The sequence below is a fragment of the Neobittarella massiliensis (ex Bilen et al. 2018) genome, assembly GCF_900289145.1.
In the GTDB taxonomy this organism is placed as follows: Bacteria; Bacillota; Clostridia; order Oscillospirales; family Ruminococcaceae; genus Neobittarella; species Neobittarella massiliensis.
Map to the genome: position 1 here is coordinate 77474 of NZ_OKQO01000005.1, position 18765 is coordinate 96238.

General features: G+C 52.8%; 17 protein-coding genes. 3 read left to right on the plus strand and 14 right to left on the minus strand.

Annotated features, from left to right (window positions below; all coding sequences use genetic code 11):
• Nucleotides 1-236: 236 nt before the first annotated feature.
• On the plus strand, nt 237-794 hold the full coding sequence (locus C6Y32_RS07885) for a hypothetical protein (protein WP_105204765.1): 558 nt from the start codon (nt 237-239) through the stop codon (nt 792-794).
• Nucleotides 795-864: 70 nt separating this feature from the next.
• Here C6Y32_RS07885 and C6Y32_RS07890 read toward each other — a convergent pair whose 3' ends face one another.
• Nucleotides 865-1599, minus strand: coding sequence for a hypothetical protein (locus C6Y32_RS07890; RefSeq protein WP_105204766.1), 735 nt, complete (start codon nt 1597-1599; stop codon nt 865-867).
• 231 nt (nt 1600-1830) lie between these two features.
• Here C6Y32_RS07890 and C6Y32_RS15120 point away from each other — a divergent pair, with 231 nt between their 5' ends.
• Nucleotides 1831-2151, plus strand: a complete 321-nt coding sequence (locus tag C6Y32_RS15120; RefSeq protein ID WP_129589415.1) for a helix-turn-helix domain-containing protein — start codon at nt 1831-1833, stop codon at nt 2149-2151.
• A 313-nt stretch (nt 2152-2464) separates the two neighbouring features.
• Here the strand turns inward: C6Y32_RS15120 and C6Y32_RS07900 are convergent, their stop codons facing one another.
• A complete protein-coding gene (locus C6Y32_RS07900; protein ID WP_105204768.1) occupies nt 2465-2686 on the minus strand; it encodes a hypothetical protein in 222 nt (73 codons plus the stop codon).
• Nucleotides 2687-3397: 711 nt separating this feature from the next.
• The gene (locus C6Y32_RS07905; RefSeq protein WP_105204769.1) at nt 3398-3655 is read right to left on the minus strand and encodes a TfoX/Sxy family protein; all 258 of its coding nucleotides are present in this window, start codon (nt 3653-3655) and stop codon (nt 3398-3400) included.
• A 445-nt stretch (nt 3656-4100) separates the two neighbouring features.
• Between C6Y32_RS07905 and glmS the strand changes: the two genes are divergently transcribed.
• Nucleotides 4101-5918 carry a glutamine--fructose-6-phosphate transaminase (isomerizing) gene (gene glmS, locus C6Y32_RS07910; RefSeq protein WP_105204770.1) on the plus strand — a complete coding sequence of 606 codons (1818 nt, stop codon included), beginning with the start codon at nt 4101-4103 and terminating at the stop codon, nt 5916-5918.
• Nucleotides 5919-6014: 96 nt separating this feature from the next.
• On the opposite strand, the gene C6Y32_RS07915 is transcribed toward glmS, so the two are convergent.
• From C6Y32_RS07915 to C6Y32_RS07965, 11 genes are all read right to left on the minus strand, one after another.
• On the minus strand, nt 6015-7769 hold the full coding sequence (locus C6Y32_RS07915; RefSeq protein ID WP_105204771.1) for a glycosyltransferase family 2 protein: 1755 nt from the start codon (nt 7767-7769) through the stop codon (nt 6015-6017).
• A 246-nt stretch (nt 7770-8015) separates the two neighbouring features.
• Entirely contained in the window at nt 8016-8711 is a 696-nt protein-coding gene (locus tag C6Y32_RS07920) for an ABC transporter ATP-binding protein (protein WP_105204981.1), read from the minus strand.
• A gap of 48 nt (nt 8712-8759) precedes the next feature.
• A complete protein-coding gene (locus tag C6Y32_RS07925) occupies nt 8760-9551 on the minus strand; it encodes an ABC transporter permease (RefSeq protein ID WP_207204823.1) in 792 nt (263 codons plus the stop codon).
• Nucleotides 9552-9573: 22 nt separating this feature from the next.
• The gene (gene rfbC / locus C6Y32_RS07930) at nt 9574-10125 is read right to left on the minus strand and encodes a dTDP-4-dehydrorhamnose 3,5-epimerase (RefSeq protein WP_105204772.1); all 552 of its coding nucleotides are present in this window, start codon (nt 10123-10125) and stop codon (nt 9574-9576) included.
• Between the two features lie 255 nt (nt 10126-10380).
• Nucleotides 10381-11439, minus strand: coding sequence for a dTDP-glucose 4,6-dehydratase (gene rfbB / locus C6Y32_RS07935; protein ID WP_105204773.1), 1059 nt, complete (start codon nt 11437-11439; stop codon nt 10381-10383).
• 1 nt (nt 11440) lies between these two features.
• Nucleotides 11441-12334 (minus strand): dTDP-4-dehydrorhamnose reductase, encoded by an 894-nt coding sequence (gene rfbD / locus C6Y32_RS07940; RefSeq protein WP_105204774.1) that lies wholly within the window; start codon nt 12332-12334, stop codon nt 11441-11443.
• A gap of 15 nt (nt 12335-12349) precedes the next feature.
• On the minus strand, nt 12350-13228 hold the full coding sequence (rfbA, locus tag C6Y32_RS07945) for a glucose-1-phosphate thymidylyltransferase RfbA (protein ID WP_105204775.1): 879 nt from the start codon (nt 13226-13228) through the stop codon (nt 12350-12352).
• Between the two features lie 1047 nt (nt 13229-14275).
• A complete protein-coding gene (gene rbsD, locus C6Y32_RS07950; protein WP_105204776.1) occupies nt 14276-14704 on the minus strand; it encodes a D-ribose pyranase in 429 nt (142 codons plus the stop codon).
• Nucleotides 14705-14874: 170 nt separating this feature from the next.
• A complete protein-coding gene (locus tag C6Y32_RS07955; protein WP_105204777.1) occupies nt 14875-15804 on the minus strand; it encodes an ABC transporter permease in 930 nt (309 codons plus the stop codon).
• A complete protein-coding gene (locus C6Y32_RS07960) occupies nt 15805-16884 on the minus strand; it encodes an ABC transporter permease (RefSeq protein ID WP_105204778.1) in 1080 nt (359 codons plus the stop codon).
• Nucleotides 16877-18418 carry an ABC transporter ATP-binding protein gene (locus tag C6Y32_RS07965; protein WP_341480832.1) on the minus strand — a complete coding sequence of 514 codons (1542 nt, stop codon included), beginning with the start codon at nt 18416-18418 and terminating at the stop codon, nt 16877-16879. Before C6Y32_RS07965 ends, C6Y32_RS07960 begins: the two co-directional genes overlap by 8 nt.
• Nucleotides 18419-18765: the final 347 nt, after the last annotated feature.

Genomic DNA, 18765 nt, shown 5'->3' on the forward strand with positions numbered 1-18765 from the left:
GGGCATGGCCGTCAACTCCCACACATTTTATCTTCAGCGCCGCGGTACTTTTTCCGTGTGCATACCGCTGCGGCTGCCCGCCGCCCGGCACCGCCTGGCTATCGGCAAATACCGCCGCAAACCCCCTCGATGTTTTCCCGCCCCGGTCCCAAAGGCTATCTGGCGCTGCCGCCCCTCACCCGGCGTCGGCGCCTTTCTTTTCTCCGTACCCCATTTTTGCTAGGAGGTAACCCCACATGACACCACGCAGACAAAATAGAGCCAGCGCCCGGGTGGCGCTGGGCGGCAGCATGGGCGCGCTCAGTCTGCTGCTGCTGTTTCTCTCGGGGGTGTTCCCCTTTGCTACCTATGCGCTGCCCGCTGCCGCCGGGGTGGCCCTCATGCCGGTAGTGGTCGAGATCGGCTACCGCTGGGCGCTGGCCGTGTACGGCGGTATCTCTATACTGGGGCTGCTCTTTGCCCCCGACAAAGAGGCCGCTCTGCTGTTCGTTTTTTTCCTCGGCTACTACCCCATCATCAAAGCGCGTATCGAGCGCCTGTCCAGCCGCCTGCTGCAGTGGCTGTGCAAGCTGGGGCTGCTCAATGTCGCCATAGCCCTGGTCTACTTTATCATGGTGCGGCTTTTGGGCCTCACCGCCGTTATAGAGGAATTCGGCCAGATGGGTACCGGCCTCATCGCCGGCCTGTGGGTGTTGGCCAACGTCACCGGGGTGGTGTACGATATCGCGCTCACCCGAGTCATCTCCATGTACGTGCACTGGTTCCGCCCCCGCTTTCTCAAGCGCCTGGGTTGACCGTCTGCCAAGTCAATAAACGAGCCTCTCCCCATGGCGGGAGAGGCTCGTTTATTGTGCCTTTATATTCCTATAGTGTACCCTGTTGCAAACGCTGTCCGCAGCGGCAGAGTATGTCCCCACTGGCCTGCGCCAGTTGCCAAAAGCACAGCTGCCACCGCTGCAGCGCTGCCGTAGCCATCTGTATCAGCTCCCCAGCTGCCCAATTGGGCCGTGGGGGCAACTGCTCTTTGCGGTAATCCCGTAACCGCGCCAATTGTAAAATACTTGCCTGCTGTCGCTCGCCGCCGGTCAAAGCCGCCAGCAGCTGCCCCTGCGATCGGTCTCCCGTCAATGGGTCCAACTGCCAAAACAGCGTTTGCAGCATAGTCTCGTCTTTTGCACGCCCCGCCGCGTACAGTGCCGCCAACAGCAGGTCCGTTTGCCGGTCAGCGCTCTGTCCGCACGTATAGCCGTATAAAAAGGCCCAGTGGCACAGCAGTTCTTGGGCGATGTTATAAAATATTTCCAGCTCCTCGATCTCATCCCGGCCGTCTATCCCCTGCTCCCCGATCACCGCCCGCAGTTGTCGGCTCAAAAGTTCCTTCTCAGCGCAAACGGGGCCGTATGGTCCCGATGTCAGTGGGGGCACCTGCCCGGCCAGCGGGGCATCATAACCCGCTATCTCCTCCTCCCCCGGCAGCAGATAAGCCCCCTGTAGCAAGTCGTATACCTCGCCGAATACCTGCTGCAGCTGCTCTCGTGTCTGTATCGGCGCCACCCGCCCCTCCTCGGTATACAGCAGTGCACTGCCCTGATATTTCATTTCTTCCTCCGCAAAACAATTTACAATCCAGTTTATATATTATCCTATTATGTATATCCTAGTGTAAAGCTTATGTTTATTCTCCGTACTCAATTATTTTATTTTGTGTTTGTTATTGAGTAGTTTTAGTGTACCACATCTCAACACAGAACACAAATTATTAAATTGCTTGTTATCGATAAAATATAATTTTATGATGTTTTCAAATAGATTGATAGGATGTGAACAGGATTGGATAATCAGAAGTTCCGCGAACGACTGTCTCAAATATTGACTCAGCAAAATTTGGCTGAGTCTAAAGTCAGTGTAATGATGGGACGGAGCAGAACTTATCTGAATCATATAATCAATGGCCGTTCTTCAATGCGGGTAGAAGATTTTCTAAAATTTTGCACATGCACACAAATTTCCCCTATTGAATTTTTCCACACCGAAGGTACGCTCGATGAGGTCATCCAAAAAGTTGAGCAGGATTTTAGTGGGCTCGATGCACACTACAAGCTGCTGCTCTCTTCCCTCATCCACGGTCTCTCCCAACAGCCTCCAAAATAGGTCGCCAAACAGCACAAAACACCCCTACCTGGGTCCCCAAACCCCAGGCAGGGGTGTTTCTTTGTGTTTGCGCACCTAAGTTCATCGTCGCGCAGACCCGCCCCCACTTGTGGCCGACTGTATGTCCACGGTATAGCGCGATGGTGCTTTCCGCACATTCCACAGCCCCCGGCTATTTCTATTTTATTCGTACGCTCTGCTCGGCCATCCTGTAGCCGGTCAAGCTTTGCGCCGTTCAGGGGCGATTTTTGTACAGCAAAAAGGCCCCTATCTTTACTGTAGAGACCATATTTGCTATTGACTTGTCGTTTCATTATGCATATGGTGCTAAAAATGTGAGCAGATCAGCACAACAAGTGCCGATCTCACTTTCTCCCGTACCGGCCTCGTTCATCCCATGGTACGCAATGTGATCTTCTAAGGCATCGACCAATCTCTCTATCTGCTCATCCGTCAAGTCAGTCGATGGGTCAAACGGTAGCGGTACACTTTTCAAAAACGTCAGTTGCTCTTTGCTAAATGGTATCTTCACCATGTCCCCCCATCCATTAAGCAGCTGTCCAGTCTCCTGTTTTGCACGCATTAAAAGTATGATCCAGATTAGAGTAAAGCGATCATCGCATCTTTACCCGCCAACAACTGGGGCGCCAATCAGTCTTTATCGTGTCCCTTTTGAGTGGCCCCACCTATGCGTCCTCTCTGTCTACGGTCAACAGCCGGTTCAAATCTAATTTGTGCCTACAATATGCTTTCATCCACACCACCCGCGTGGGTGGTGACACTTCGCGCCAGATACTTACGTAGAAGTTTCAGAAATTTCAATCCACACCACCCGCGTGGGTGGTGACCGCAGGCTATCCGGCATACGGTCATAGTCCCAGCCATTTCAATCCACACCACCCGCGTGGGTGGTGACCGCTCCTAGCAAAAGCGAGCCGTTCGAGGATGAAAGCATTTCAATCCACACCACCCGCGTGGGTGGTGACTACTTTCCAACATTGATAAGCGTGAGCCATATGGCATTTCAATCCACACCACCCGCGTGGGTGGTGACGGCAATCTCTTACAAAAACAGGCCCTAACACTTGTCTTTATCATACACCTTATCTAGCTTGTATGCCAGTACCCCCCGTATCAAGTCCGGCCATTTCTTAAATAGGCGAATAACCCTCTCCAGTACCCGGTGCGAAAGACACGGGTATTCCCTGGGCGCTTGTACTTCGCACTCCGGTGCACTGCTGTGCGCTCACAGCTTGTGTGCACTGTAAAAATCTTTCAGCTCTGCTTTTACTTCCGGTGGCAGCATGCTTTTTTTCACTCCGCGCACCGCTCCCTCCAGCCCATACAGGCGGTGGATACAGGCCGATGGGTCTATCGCCTGTATCCGTAGCCAAGCCTCCCTGCTGCCCAGCTGCCGCAGCTGCTCCGCCTCGGTCACCCCCACCTGCTCCAGCTGCCGCGCCACCTCCGGCCCAATATTGGGCAATTTTTCTAATATGCGCATACCTTTACCCCCTAACACTTGTCCGTATTTTTACCTCAGTATACTGCGGCGGGGTTCCTACCGCAAGTGTTTGCCCAGGCAGCTATGCAGCAAACCGTACTCTGTGTCCACCTCTGTTATAAGTGTCGCCGCATATCTGCACCTGCCGCTGCACAAAATAACAAAAGTCGCTTTATCGACCTCGCTATCACACTTTTTTGACACCCAACGTATACTGTTGTATACTTAATATTATTTGTCGAAAGGAGGGCCGTGGGAAGTAAAGCGCCAGAGCCCATGGGGCTGACGAGGCGGAGAGTGATCGAAAATTCGGCGGATGCTCTCCCGGTCAGATAGTCGCCGCTCAGGCGACAGGTCTGGTCGTTACCCGCGCTACAAAACCCGGCAGCAATGCCGGTCCACAAAAAGCGCGGCAGATCATTTTGATAAAAAGAGGTATACATATATGTGTGGAATCGTAGGTTATATCGGCACGCGTGACTGTGCCAACGTATTGCTGGAAGGCCTAAGCATGCTGGAATATCGCGGATACGACTCAGCCGGCGTCTCTATCTTCGAGGGGGACTGCGTGCGCACCATCAAATCGCAGGGCCGCCTGGCCGACTTAAAGGCCAAGATGGAAAAAGAAGGTATCCCCGCCGGTCATTGCGGTATCGGCCACACCCGCTGGGCTACCCACGGTGTGCCGTCCGACGTCAACTCGCACCCCCACTGCGGTAACAAGGTCTCGGTCGTGCACAACGGCATTATCGAAAATTATACCGAGATCAAAGAGTTTCTGCTCTCTAAAGGCTACTCTTTCGACTCGCAGACCGATACCGAGACAGTGGCCAAACTGCTCGATTACAACTACCGGGGCGACCCCTTTGCCGCTATCCAAAATACTCTGCGGCAGATCCGCGGCTCCTATGCGCTGGGCATTTTGTTCTACGACTGCCCCGACAAATTATTTGCCGTGCGCAAAGAGAGCCCGCTCATCGTCGGGCTGGGCGAAGGCGAAAACTTTATCGCCTCCGACATCCCCGCCATCTTAAAGTATACCCGCAACTACTATCTGCTAGAGGAAAATGAGGTCGCCACCCTCACCAAAGAGGGCATCACCGCGTGTGATCTGGACGGCGCTCCCATTCAAAAAGAGCTGCTCACCGCCACTTGGGATATCGCCGCCGCCGAAAAGGGCGGGTTCCCCCACTTTATGCTCAAAGAGATCTTCGAGCAGCCGGCCGCCCTGCAAAATACTGTATCGCCCCGGGTAAAAGATGGCCACATCGACCTGGCCATCCCACTCACCGAAAGCCAGTTAGCCGGCTTTAAACAGATCCATATCGTCGCCTGCGGCACCGCCATGCACGCCGGCATCGTCGGCAAATACCTCATCGAAAAGCTGGCCCGTACCCCGGTCAACGTCGATGTGGCATCTGAATTCCGCTACCGCGACCCGATCTTGGATAAAGACGACCTGGTGGTCATCATCTCCCAGTCCGGCGAAACTGCCGATACGCTGGCCGCCATGCGGCTGGCTAAGCAGCGCGGCGCCCATACGCTGGCGGTGGTCAACGTGGTGGGCTCCTCCATCGCCCGCGAAGCCGATAGCGTGCTCTACACCTGGGCCGGCCCCGAGATTGCCGTGGCCAGCACCAAAGCCTACACCGTGCAGCTGTCCATCATGTACCTGCTGGCCTTTAAGCTGGCCGCCTGCAAAGGCACTATCGACGCCGCGCAGGAGGCCGATTATGTGGCTCAGCTCTGTGCCATACCTCAGCTGTTAGAAAAAGTGCTGGAGACCTCCTCCCGCTACGAGGAACTGGCCAAACAGTACATGCACGCCGAGGATATGTTCTTTATCGGCCGCGGCCTGGACTATGCGCTCTCGCAGGAGGGCTCGCTCAAGCTCAAAGAGATCTCCTATATACACAGCGAGGCCTACGCCGCCGGCGAGCTAAAGCACGGCACCATCTCGCTGATCACCGACGATATGCCGGTCATCGCCCTGGGCACCCAGCAGCGGCTGCTCGAAAAGATGGTCAGCAATATCAAAGAGGTCAAGGCCCGCGGTGCCAATGTGCTGTTCATCTGCTACGAGGGGTATGAAGGCGCCGACGAATTTGCCGACAACGTCATCTACCTGCCCTTCAGCAGCGACATCTTCGCCCCCCTGGCTAGCATCATCCCCCTGCAACTGTTCGCCTACTACATCTCCTCCCTCAAAGGCTGCGACGTAGATAAGCCCCGCAATCTGGCCAAAAGCGTAACAGTAGAATAGGCACTTATCCATGGCCATTCCCTAAATAAAAAGGCATCCCGTACGGGATGCCTTTTTATTTGCTACCTGTTCTGGGGACCCCGAGCAAGAGGCAGCCTATCGCAGCGAAAAATCTTCCCGCTTCAAAGTCAAATTGGAGTTGTAGTAGGGGTCGCCTGCATCCAGCTGCTTCTGCCAGCGGTCAGTAAAGCGCTTGACCTCGCCGCTAAAGCGCATCTGCTTTTCTTTGGTGTCCTCATACCCCCGGCTCTTGGACTCGTAGTGGTAAAGCTCCGCATAGGGAGTAAACACGATGAGATAGCCCGCCTGCCGTATGCGCATGCACAGGTCCACGTCATTAAAGGCCACTTCAAAGCCTTCATCCAGGCCGTGTACCTGCTGGTAGACGCGTCTGGGAATCATCATGCACGCCGCTGTCACCGCAGAGAGGTCTTGGGCGATCTGTAGCCGCGTCATAAAACCAGGCTCGTCGCGTCGGCTCCCCTTTAGGGCGTGGCCTGCCACACCACCGATGCCGAGGATCACCCCGGCGTGCTGCACCGTATCGTCTGGGTAATACAGTTTGGCGCCGACCGCACCAACATCGTCCCGCTGGGCAAACATCAGCATCTCCTGCATCCAGTCCGGGCTGATGACCTCCATGTCGTTGTTGAGGAGCAGAATATACTCGCCTTTGGCATACTGAAAGCCAAAATTGTTGATAGCTGAATAGTTGAAGGTATCTTTCCAGTAGACCACCTGCACGCGATCACTCTTTTCCAGCTGTGCATAGTAGCGAAAAGTCTCTGGGTCGATGCTGTTGTTCTCGATGACGATGATCTCGTAATTCTCGTAGGTTGACAGGCCCAAGATCGAATTCACACACAGTCTGAGGTCCTCAACATGGTCGCAGTTGGGGATGAGGATAGAAATCAGCGGTGTACCCTTGAGCGCATACCGAATTTTGTAGGTGGATAAAACAGTCGAATCCTCCACCGTCCCCTCTAGCCCCACCCGGGCCAGATGATCTGCCAATGCCGTTCTCGCAGCCGCAAGGCAGTAGGGCTTGGCCGAGATATCGCTGGCCACAGACAGCGGGTGCGAGCGCCAATAGTACAAAACTTTGGGGATGTGATAGACATGGTTGGCAATCTCTGTTATGCGCAGGACCAGATCATAGTCCTGGCTGCCGTCACACTTGCTACGAAAGCCGCCTACCTGTTCAAACAACCTTTTGTCAAAGCAGGACAGGTGGCAGATATAATTGTAGCTGCGCAGCGTGTCGGGGGCGTAATCAGACTTTAAGTTGTAGCCCAAGATCCGCGTTATACGCCGCTCGAACATGGCTTCATCGGTATAGATGAACTGCGCACCGGTCTCGTTATAGGCGCTGACGATCTCAAAAAGTGCATTGGGCGCCAAAATGTCGTCGTGGTCCAGCAGGGCGAGAAAGTCACCGGTCGCCATCTGGGCACAGGCGTTGGTGTTTTCCGATATGCCGCGATTTTCCTCCAGCACCCGATACAGTATCCGCTGGTTATCTTTTTGATACTGGGCGACGACCGCCTCGATCTCTGCCTGATCTCTGTCGCTTCCATCTGCCAGGCACAGTTGCCAGTTGGGATAAGTCTGCCTGACTACCGAATCCAACATCTCGCGCAAAAAGGCGATATCGGTATTGTAGAGCGGCACCAAAATACTGATACAGATCTGCTTTTCAAACCTGCGCGCCCGCTGTTCTTCCAACTGTTTTTTGGTCAGCTTTTTTCCGAGCTCGGAATGCGAGCTGCGCTCTCCCGCCACAACGGTCCACAGCTTTTTAAAAAAGCTTACCACGCCCTGATTTTTTAAGTAGGACAGCCCACGCCACATTAGCAAAAGCACTCGATTGCTGCGTGCGATCTTATAGACAGCTGTCTTTATCGCCCGCAGAGGTCTAGTCACCCGCCAAGAAGTCGAACACAACATTTCCTCGCACTGCTTTCGATAGCGCGCACACGTATAAGTCAGTTCAACGTTTTCTTCCTGCAGCTGTTTATACTTTTCACGGTAATATTGCAAGCTCTGTTCTAGCGAGTACTCGGCAGATGTCTTTGTCTCTTTTTCCATGTCTCTGTTTTAGCTCTCCTTATACGCGTTGCAGACGGCATCTTTGTCGCCGATCATCTTTATGTGGCCACGCTCCAGCCACATTACCCGGTTGCACAACCGCTCGATCTGCTCAATGGAGTGGGAGACGATGATGACGGTGGTTCCCCCGCTCATCATCTCATTGATACGCCGCTCGCACTTCTCCTGAAAGCGGAAGTCGCCCACCGCCAAGATCTCGTCGACGATGAGGATATCGGGCCGGGTGATGGTCGCCACAGCGAACGCCACCCGCGCCACCATGCCGGAGGAGTAGTTTTTCATGGGCACATCTAAGAATTCCCGCATCTCCGAAAAATCCACGATCTCATCAAAGCGGTCTCTCATCATCTGGCGGGGAAAGCCCAGCACCGAGCCGTTTAGAAAGATGTTTTCCCGGGCGGTCAGATCCATGTCAAAACCTGCCCCCAACTCGATGAGCGGCGCCACGGTCCCGCGTATCTCCACCGAACCCTTTGTGGGCTTTAAAATACCCGAGATCACTTTCAGCAGCGTGCTCTTGCCAGAGCCATTGAGTCCGACGATTCCGAACACATCGCCCTTTTCAATGTCCAGCGACACATCTTTGAGCGCCACGAAATCCTCGAAGAACAGCTGCCGTTTGGCAAACTTGATGAGGTACTCTTTGATGCTGTCGATCTTCTCTTTGCTCATATTGAAGTGCATCTCGACGTCTCTCACGATCACAGCGCGATTGTCCAAAGCCCTCACCTCCTAAATGTACAAAATAAACTTGTCCTGGCACTTTTTGAACACCCACAGCCCCAGCGCCAAAAAAACGACGGCAAAACCTATACAGATCAAGTTTTCCGTCAGGCCGGGGATGGTGCCTTTCATGACCAGCTGTCTAAAGTAATCGATGTAGTAGTAGAGCGGGTTGCACTTGACCACTGTCACCAGCAACTTGTTGCCCGCGATCGCCTCCATGGGGTAGATGATAGGCGCCATATACACGAGCGCCGTCAAAAACACGCCATACAGGTGCAGCAGATCCCTGAAAAATACGCTCAACGCACTCAAGATCAGGCCGATACCTATACAAAATACCAGCATATAGAGCATGGGGATGGGGGATAGCAACAGCGTCCAGTGCACCGGTGCCCGCAGAATAAAGATCATCAGCACGACGGCGATCATTGAAAACAGCATGTTGACAAAGGCAAACAGCGCCTTTTCCAGGGGAAAAATGTATTTGGGGATATACACCTTTTTGATCAGCGCCCCAGCCCCGGTCATCGATGTCATAGCCGAGCTGGTCGACTCTGAGTAGAAGTTATACAGTGTCGAACCAGTCAGGTAGTATATGGGGAAATTTTCTACCTCAAAGCGAAAAATGTGCGAGAACACCGCCGAGATGACCATCATCATCAGCAGCGGGTTGAGCACGCTCCACACCAGCCCCAGCACTGAGCGCCGGTATTTGACCTTGATATCCCGCGAGATCAGATCCTCCAGCAGGTATCGGTACTTGGCCAGAGCATTAAAATAGCCTTTTAACCTATTCAAAACGACTCTCCTTTGCCCGGCCCTACGCGTTGAGCTCTTTAAACGAGGGATTTTTCTTGTCCTTGTCCGACAGCAGGATATCCATATCCTCGGCGATCGGCCACTCTACACCGATGTCCGGGTCATTGTACATCAGGCCGCCCTCATCGCTGGGGTCGTAAAAGCGGGTGCACTTATAGGCAAATTCAGCTGTGTCGCTCATCACCAAAAAGCCGTGAGCAAACCCCTCCGGCACATAGAACTGGCGCTTATTCTCAGCGCTCAGCAGCACGCCCCGCCACTGGCCATAGGTCTCACTGCCGCGGCGCAGGTCCACCGCCACGTCGTACACCTCGCCGCTGATGGCCCGTACCAGCTTGCCCTGGGGATTTTTCTTCTGAAAATGCAGGCCGCGCAGCACGCCTTTTTTCGACTTGGATTGGTTGTCCTGCACAAACACCATGTCCAGCCCGGCCTCTTTAAAATCGTTATAATTATAAGTCTCCATAAAATACCCGCGGTCGTCGCCGAATACGGTCGGCTCCACGATCACCAGTCCCTGGATCCCAGTCTCTATAAAAGTAAATTTGCCCATCATGTGCTCCTCCCAATCCTAAGTAAGCGCGACGAGACTACCGCCACACGGTGGCGCACGCAAATACAGTTTTCGTGTGCACACCGCGAGACTATGCTGCCCGCCACAAATGCAGGGACCCGCACTCGTTAAAAAGCGCGGTGCCTCCCCACAACAGCTCAACGGCAAGATCACTGCCGGTCACTGCCGTATATATACAGCGAAATAGAGTGAAAACAGCGGTGTTTGTCACTCTATTTCGCTCTATTTTATGTTCTATTTGCCCGCGTACATCTTCTCGTAATATGCCTGGTAAGCGCCGCTGGTCACGTTCTCCATCCACTCTTTATGGCTCAAATACCACTGGATGGTCTTCTTGATCCCCACTTCGAAGGTGGTCTCCGGGTACCAACCCAAATCGTTTTTGATCTTCTCCGGATCGATACCGTAGCGGCGATCGTGTCCCTTGCGGTCCTCCACATGTTTCATCATGTGCTCGCCTACCGCGCTGTCCACGTTCTCTTTAATGTACTCAATAATGGTCTTGACAATGACCACATTGGGCCGCTCGTTGTGGCCGCCCACGTTGTAGACCTCACCCAGCTTGCCATCGCGGATGACCATGTCGATGGCTTTACAGTGGTCCTCAACATACAGCCAGTCACGGATCTGCATGCCGTCGCCATAAATGGGGAGATCTTTGTGCTGCAGCGTGTTGTTGATCATCAGCGGGATCAACTTCTCGGGGAACTGATACGGCCCGTAGTTGTTGGAGCAGCGGGTGATGTTCACCGGGAACTTATAGGTGTCGGCGTAGGCTTTCACAAACAAATCGGCCGAAGTCTTGCTGGAGGAATAGGGGCTGTGGGGGTCCAGCGGCGTGGTCTCGGTAAAGAAACCCGTCTCACCCAGCGAACCGTATACCTCGTCGGTCGACACCTGCAAAAACTTACAGCCCTCTCTGTAGGTGTCGTCCCCTACCTGCCAGGCGTTTTTGGCCGCGCTCAGCAGGTTGACCGTGCCCAGCACATTGGTCTGCACAAAGATCTCCGGATTAGAGATAGAGCGGTCCACATGGCTCTCGGCGGCAAAGTTGACCACGTAATCGATCTCATTTTCGGCAAACAGTTTCTCAACAGCCTCTTTGTCGCAGATATCAGCCTGTACAAAACGATAGTTGGGGTGGTCTTCCACCTCGGTCAGGTTCTCCAGATTGCCCGCATAGGTGAGCTTGTCCAGATTGATGATCTTTACATCGTCGTATTTGCCCAGCATATACAGCACAAAGTTCGAGCCAATAAACCCGGCGCCGCCGGTCACCAAATAAGTCTTCATATTACGCCTTCTCACTTTCTGTGTAATTCTCAAAAAAGCATGTCAGTGCCTCTTCCCAGGGGCGCATCTCGTCGCCTACCGTGCAGCGCAGAGCCATGTTGTCCAGCGCCGAATAGGCCGGCCGCCGGGTGGGGCTGCCGTACTCCTCGGTGGTGCAGGCGTTTACCTGGCAGTCAATGCCCGCCAGCTCCACGATCTTGCTGGCAAAATCATACCAGCTGCAAATACCGGTCCCAGTACAGTGGTAGATCCCGTACTGCTCGGTAGCGGCCAATTTCAGCAGGTGATGGGCCAGGTCCACCGCATTGGTGGGGTTGCCCAGCTGGTCGTCCACCACCTTGATACTGCCGTTTTTGCGGGCCACCCGCATAATGGTCTTGACAAAGTTGTTCCCCTCATAGCCATACAGCCAGGCGGTGCGCACAATAAAGTACCGCGAACAGAAAGTCTGCACATACTGCTCGCCCAGCGCCTTGCTCTTGCCGTAAATGCTCTTGGGATTCACCAGATCCCACTCTATATAAGGGGAGAAGCCATCGCCGGCAAATACGTAGTCGGTGGAGACGTGGATCAGTTTGGCGCCGATGGCTTCCGCTGCTATCGCCAGATTGCGCGCGCCCAGTGCGTTTACCTTAAAGGCCACTTCCAGCTCTTTTTCACAGCCGTCCACATTGGTCATCGCCGCACAGTTGATGATCACATCTACCGGATTATTCTGCAGGTACTGCTGCACTGCCGGTCCATCGGTAATGTCCAGTTCCGCCACGTCTACACCAATGACCTGGGCGCTCTTTAATGCCGCCGGGATCTCCCCCAGCTCGGTCCGGCCACTGGCCAGATCTCTGCGCAGCTCGCTGCCCAGCTGACCATTGGCGCCGGTAATCAGCACTTTCATCGGATCCATCTCCTTTTACTTTACTTTTACCGTCTCGGCCACATGGAACAGGTACTGCCCGTACTCGGTGCTCTTCAGGCGCTCTGCCTGCGCCAGCAACTGCTCTTTATCAATAAATTTGTTGCGGTAGGCGATCTCCTCCAAGCAGGCGATGTAGAGGCCCTGCCGGGTCTGGACCGCCTCCACAAAGTTGGCGGCATCCAGCATCGCCCGGTGGTTGCCGGTATCCAGCCACGCCATGCCACGGCCAAACAGCTCCACCTTCAGTTTTCCCTCTTTTAAGTAAGCGTTGTTGACCGAGGTGATCTCCAACTCGCCGCGGGCTGAGGGCTGCACATTTTTGGCGATCTCCACTACCCGGTGATCATAAAAATACAGGCCCGGTACCGCATAGTTCGATTTGGGCTGGGCCGGTTTCTCCTCGATCGAGAGCACGGTGCCGTCATCGTCGAACTCCACCACGCCAAACTCGCGGGGATTGCTCACATGATAGCCGAAGATGGTGGCCCCATCTTCGCGGGCACAGGCGTTTTTCATCCGCTCGGTGAAAGAGTAGCCGTAGAAGATGTTGTCGCCCAGCACCAGGCACACATTGTCATCGCCGATAAAATCCTCACCCAGAATAAAGGCCTCAGCCAGCCCGCGCGGGGCCTCCTGTACCTTGTAGCTGATGCGCAGTCCCAACTGGCTGCCGTCGCCAAACAGCTCCTCAAACCCCACAATATCCCGGGGGGTAGAGATGATCAAAATATCCTGGATCCCCGCCAGCATCAGCGTGGATATCGGATAGTAGATCATCGGTTTATCATATATGGTCAGCATCTGTTTGGAGCACGCAATGGTAGAGGGGTACAGTCTGGTACCCGCCCCACCGGCTAAAACGATACCTTTCATCGGTCGGATTCCTCCTAAATATAGATTGGCACATATTTGCTTTATTGTACCACACTTGTGCATATTAAATCAATTATTTCCTGTGGTTTTGTGCCATTTTATGGGCTGCCTGCGTCACTGCTGCCGGGATATTCCTATTTTGCCTGAAAAATATGAATATTTCTACCTCTGTTGGTGAAAGTCTGGGTATATGCCTTTAGAAGTATGCAGCAGACAAATACCGGGCGGACCATGACTGCCTGCAAAGCATTTAAACAATACTCCTCTCTAGCCATTCTGCGGCGTACCACTATAGAAAAGAAGTTTCCTTCCATATTTACATGGGCTGTTTTGCCCCGATATCGCCCAACCAGGCCTACCTAAACAGGGCAGGCAACCGGCAGCCAAACGATCGTACTTTTATCCTTCTTTTTATAAAATGCGGCCTATTCTGTAGAAAACGAAATACTGTTACTCTGCCATCACCGGGTTGATAGATCCCTTATCCAGCAGGAGATCTCGATCATTTAATACAGTTAGGGGGCACGGTCATTTTGTCCAACCTCTTAGCTTTTTCATACAAATACACGTTACCACCACCTACCATCCCATCAAAAAATCACCCGATCTCTCCCCTGTTCTTTCCACCGCCCATCTGCCCTACTGCTCATCTGCCCATCGGTCGCTGTATAGCGATTTTAGAGCCGTTCCTCTATTTTTCCAAGTAAGTACCCACTTTCAATTTATACTAAAGTGAACTATCAATGTTCGGATCGAGCAGAGCATTTGGCTCCATACAGATAGAAGTTCTCCGTACTGTTCCAGACTTGTCCTTCGCAAAACACGGCTATCATACACATCGCAATTTCACGTGTGGCCATATTGTATCCTTATTACTTTATCGGCATTACTCCGGTTACCTCATGACATCGTCACATCGTCTGCCAACTAAATTGGGCCTGCTATCTTGAGAAAGTCCTGATCAAAAAGAGGCCAGCATATTGCCGGCCTCTTAAAACAGTTGTCTTTAGTTACTATAATATACGGCCGCTGCCAGTCAAAGCGCTATCACGTGCACTCCCGGGTAAAGCGCGAACTCGATCCCGCATAGAGCAGTACATTGCTATAAGCATGGAAATCACCAGTACGGATGATCCCCTTACAACTGCCCAACTTTCGCTTGAGATCTTCATGGCTGATGATCTCCCGTTCAGGTGTCCCCAGCGACATCTGCAACAAGTCAGTCGTCTGTCGATATATCGACGGGTTCGCCCGCTCCAACTCTGCCGCCAACAGGTAACGCTCGCAGAGAAAATACTGCAGCACTTCTTCTAAAACATCGGTCATGGTCGGCATATTTACCTTCAGTGAAACATCTACTACCGGAACATCAACAGGCAGAGGCAGGCCCGCATCAGCAATAGCGATACAGTCCGTGTGCCCCAGCGACATCAAAAGGTCACTCATGGGCCGATTGATCAAACCAGTCTCTAACATCTTTTTCTCCTCTCCTTCTAACCCACTTAGGCACCTCAGCTGCCTCAACTGCTACAGATCACTTTGATCAGGCAAGGTATTTTTCACGCTCCCTCCATCAAGACCTGCAATTTTTCCGGTCAAAACAAAAGGATAGCCCACAGGCTATCCTTTTGCCGTATGCCAGAAAACTAGTTGTTAGCTTTCAGTTTTTTGATCTTGGACTCACGACGGATGGCATACAGCACCAGGCCGACCAGAGTCACAAAGTAGGGGATCATCAGCACGATCTGAGGGGGAACTTTCATAACCTGCAGCACGTTGCCCAACTGCTCGGAAGCACCGAAGAGCAGAGCTGCCAGCATTGTACCAACAGGAGTCGAGTTACCGAGGTTCATAGCTGCCAGAGCGATAAAGCCACGACCAGCAGTCATATCTCTCTGGAACCAGGATACGTAGTACATCGACAGGAACGAGCCACCCAGAGCAGCGAAGAAACCACAGATCAGCAGCGAAGCAGTCTTGATGGTCTTTACGTTGATACCCACAGACTCAGCAGCGTCGGGGTTCTCGCCGACAGCGCGGATACGCAGGCCGATCGCAGTTCTGTAGATCAGATACGAGGCGATGAATACGCACAGGAAAGCGAAGTAGGTCATTACACTGTGGCCGGAGAGCAGTTTGCCCACAACCGGAATATCCTTGATAAAGGGGATGTTCAGTTTGGGGATCTTGCCGCTCTTCAGAGCAGTGGAGGTACCTTTCTCACCGGTGACGATGAACAGTACGAAAATGGTAGCACCAGTTACGAACAAGTTCAAAGCAGTACCGGCCAGAACCAGGTTAGATTTCAGGTAGATACCGACATAAGCCAGTACAGCGGCAATGATCATACCGATCAGGATAGCCGACAGGATACCGACAAACACACTGCCGGTCCAGGCAGAACCCAGAACACCACCGAGAGCAGCCGCCAGCATAACACCTTCCAAGTTCAGGTTCAAAACGCCGGCTCTATCGGTAAAGATAGCGCCCAAGGCAGCCAGCAGAATAGGGGTGGTCAGCTTCAGGGTAGATACAAAGAAGGATGTGCTAAAGATTGCAGAAAAAACTCTTTCCATTTATTTCGCAGCCTCCTTTGCAATTTCTTGTTTCTGTGCGTTCTTAACGATGAGTTTATGTTTCCATTTGGCCAGGAACATCTCAGCTGCGACCAGCATGATGACAACACCTTGCAGAATGTTTACGAACTCAACGGGAACGTCAGTGATACGAGACATGATGTCAGCGCCAGTTCTTATGTAAGCCAGGAACAGCGCGGCAAACGGAACGAACAGAGGATTGTACTTCGCCAGGATACCGACCATCAGGCCGTCATTGCCGTAGGACGGAGGAGCCTCCCAGGTGTAGCGCTGGAACAGACCCATGATCTCGACACCACCGCCGATACCGCCGATCAGACCACCGATGACCTGAGAGTAGATCATAACGGAAGCAACAGCGATACCAGAGTAACGGGCGAACTCCTGGTTCTGGCCAACTACACGAATAGCGTAGCCCCATTTGGTCTTGTACAGGAAGATGTAGCCGAAGATGACAGCGGCGATACACACAAACAGACCAGTATGGATACGAGTACCGGTAACGATCTTGGTCAGGCGAGCGCTCTCTTTAAATTTGTAAGAGCAGTTGAAGCCTGCAGTAGGATCTTTGTAAACGTTGAGCAGGAACCACAAGGTAAACTGCATGATGATGTAGTTTATCATGATCGAGGAAACGACCTCAGATGCCTGCCATTTCACCTTCATGATGGCGGGGATAGCCGCCAGGACCATACCGACGATACCAGCCATTAAAATGACGAACGCCGAATGCAGGCCTTTGGGCAGGGTCACATAGATCGCGAACCACGAACCGATACAGGCGCCAGCATAAATGGTGGACTGGGTGATCATGCTGAACTGGTTGGCCGAGTACATGATAGAAACGGCGACACCAGCAAAAGTCAGAGGAATGGTCAGCTCGATAACGTTGCCCATACGGCGCAGGTTACTCAGAGGACCAAGTGCGAATGTCTGCAGAGCCTCTGCAGGATCATCGCTCACGATGGCTACCAGAGCAAAAGACAGCACCAGCGAAATCAAGATAGCAATGGCGGTCTTCATAGCATCGAAGCGTTTTTCAATAGTTTTGCTACTCATATGCTACCCTCCCGATTTCCTCGTCGGACATTCTCTTGATGCCCAGCATGTACTCGCCGAGCACAAAATCGGTCACCTGAGAGGCGTCCTCGAAGTATGCGACGATCTCGCCCTCGTACATGACGATCAAGCTATCACTGAGCTCCAGCGCCTCGTTGAGGTCAGCGGTGATCAGCAGCACAGCAGCACCCTCATCACGCAGCTCGACGAGTTTTCTTCTGATGAACTCGGTGGCGCCAACGTCGATACCGCGGGTGGGCTGGTTGGCAATTACCAGGTTGGGATGACTAGAGAACTCTCTGGCCACAACGACTTTCTGCATGTTACCACCAGACAGCATTCTGACCGGCTGCGTTCTGTCATCACATTTTACCAGGAAATCCTTGATGTTCTGATCAACATCGGCATCCAGTTTCTTGTTGTTGAGGAAGATGCCCTTATTGTTCTCTTTTTTGTAATATCTGTCAGAGATGATGTTCTCTTTCACCGAGGAGTTCTCCGAGCAGCCGTAGGTCATGCGGTCCTCAGAGATGTGGGACACGCCCAGCTCACGGATCTGCCGCACGCTCATACCACGGATGTCAGTGCCGCAAACGGTGATATCACCATTTCTGTGGGGGATCAGGCCGGTAACGATCTCCGAGATCTCGCGCTGGCCGTTGCCCTCAACGCCGGCAATACCGACGATCTCACCGCGGCGAATGCTGGCCGAGAACTGCTTGACGATAGGACGGCCCTCATCGTTGTTGTACTTCAGATCACGGATCTTCAGCACGACTTCTTTGGGCTGAGCCGGCGTCTTGTCGATCTTCAGCATAACGTCACGACCGACCATCATTCTGGAGATATCCTGTACGGTCACGTCTTTGATCTCGCCGCCGCCGACAGATTTGCCCAGGCGCAGAACGGTAAACCGATCGCACAGGGACTTGACCTCATCCAGATGGTGAGAGATAAAGATGATGGTGTGACCCATCTCTTTGAGGTTCTTCAGCTCAACGAACAGCTCTTCTGTCTCCTGCGGAGTCAAAACAGCGGTGGGCTCGTCGAGGATCAGGATCTCAGCGCCGCGCAGCAGTGCTTTCAGGATCTCGACCTTCTGTTTCTGGCCGACCGGCAGGTCTTCCACTTTTGCTCTGGGATCAACGATGAGGTTGTATTTTTTCGATACTTCCTCGGCCATCTGGATGGCCTTGTTGATGTTCATGGGACCGAACTTGCCGCCCTTAGAAGGCTCCATGCCCAGTACCAAGTTTTCCGCAACGGTCAGGGAGGGGCAGAGCATAAAGTGCTGCCAAACCATGCCGATGCCGTGTTTGATCGCCTCGATGGAGTTTGCGAATTTTACTTCCTCACCCCGCAGAACGATCCTGCCCTCTTCAGCGCTCTCGTGACCGAAGAGAACCTTCATAAGGGTAGATTTACCCGCGCCGTTTTCGCCGCACAGCGCGTGTATCTCGCCCTTACGAACGGATAATGTTACGTCTTTGTTCGCCACGAAGCCGTTGGCGTACACCTTCGTAATGTTATCCATTAGTAGAATTTCTTCTGGCATACAATCACCTCGTACTTTACTGTTGTGCAGCCAACTTAAAAAAGGCAGCTGCCTTCAGCATAATTTTGTGATGCTTTAGACCCCGTTAAAAGATCTAAAAATCAGTACCGAGAGAAACCATGTTGCCACACTATAACGACGTGCGACGAACCGATACCAATTTCACTACCATAAATTTTACCTAACTCCATACTAAATGTAAACAGAAAATGAAGAAGTCCTACCTATTGCTCATATCGCACTTTGGGTTTTTATGCAACCTGACAACTTTTTGAGTATATGCTAAATAGAAAACCGAATTTTACCTGCCAAAAAGGCCATTTTCA

Excerpts from the sequence above, each read along its gene's own strand:
- C6Y32_RS07885 (WP_105204765.1), top strand. The coding sequence starts at position 237 with ATGACACCACGCAGACAAAATAGAGCCAGCGCCCGGGTGGCGCTGGGC.
- C6Y32_RS07890 (WP_105204766.1), bottom strand. The coding sequence starts at position 1,599 with ATGAAATATCAGGGCAGTGCACTGCTGTATACCGAGGAGGGGCGGGTG.
- C6Y32_RS07900 (WP_105204768.1), bottom strand. The coding sequence starts at position 2,686 with ATGGTGAAGATACCATTTAGCAAAGAGCAACTGACGTTTTTGAAAAGT.
- C6Y32_RS07905 (WP_105204769.1), bottom strand. The coding sequence starts at position 3,655 with ATGCGCATATTAGAAAAATTGCCCAATATTGGGCCGGAGGTGGCGCGG.
- glmS (WP_105204770.1), top strand. The coding sequence starts at position 4,101 with ATGTGTGGAATCGTAGGTTATATCGGCACGCGTGACTGTGCCAACGTA.
- C6Y32_RS07915 (WP_105204771.1), bottom strand. The coding sequence starts at position 7,769 with ATGTGGCGTGGGCTGTCCTACTTAAAAAATCAGGGCGTGGTAAGCTTT.
- C6Y32_RS07920 (WP_105204981.1), bottom strand. The coding sequence starts at position 8,711 with ATGCACTTCAATATGAGCAAAGAGAAGATCGACAGCATCAAAGAGTAC.
- rfbC (WP_105204772.1), bottom strand. The coding sequence starts at position 10,125 with ATGGGCAAATTTACTTTTATAGAGACTGGGATCCAGGGACTGGTGATC.
- rfbB (WP_105204773.1), bottom strand. The coding sequence starts at position 11,439 with ATGAAGACTTATTTGGTGACCGGCGGCGCCGGGTTTATTGGCTCGAAC.
- rfbD (WP_105204774.1), bottom strand. The coding sequence starts at position 12,334 with ATGAAAGTGCTGATTACCGGCGCCAATGGTCAGCTGGGCAGCGAGCTG.
- rfbA (WP_105204775.1), bottom strand. The coding sequence starts at position 13,228 with ATGAAAGGTATCGTTTTAGCCGGTGGGGCGGGTACCAGACTGTACCCC.
- rbsD (WP_105204776.1), bottom strand. The coding sequence starts at position 14,704 with ATGTTAGAGACTGGTTTGATCAATCGGCCCATGAGTGACCTTTTGATG.
- C6Y32_RS07955 (WP_105204777.1), bottom strand. The coding sequence starts at position 15,804 with ATGGAAAGAGTTTTTTCTGCAATCTTTAGCACATCCTTCTTTGTATCT.
- C6Y32_RS07960 (WP_105204778.1), bottom strand. The coding sequence starts at position 16,884 with ATGAGTAGCAAAACTATTGAAAAACGCTTCGATGCTATGAAGACCGCC.
- C6Y32_RS07965 (WP_341480832.1), bottom strand. The coding sequence starts at position 18,418 with ATGGATAACATTACGAAGGTGTACGCCAACGGCTTCGTGGCGAACAAA.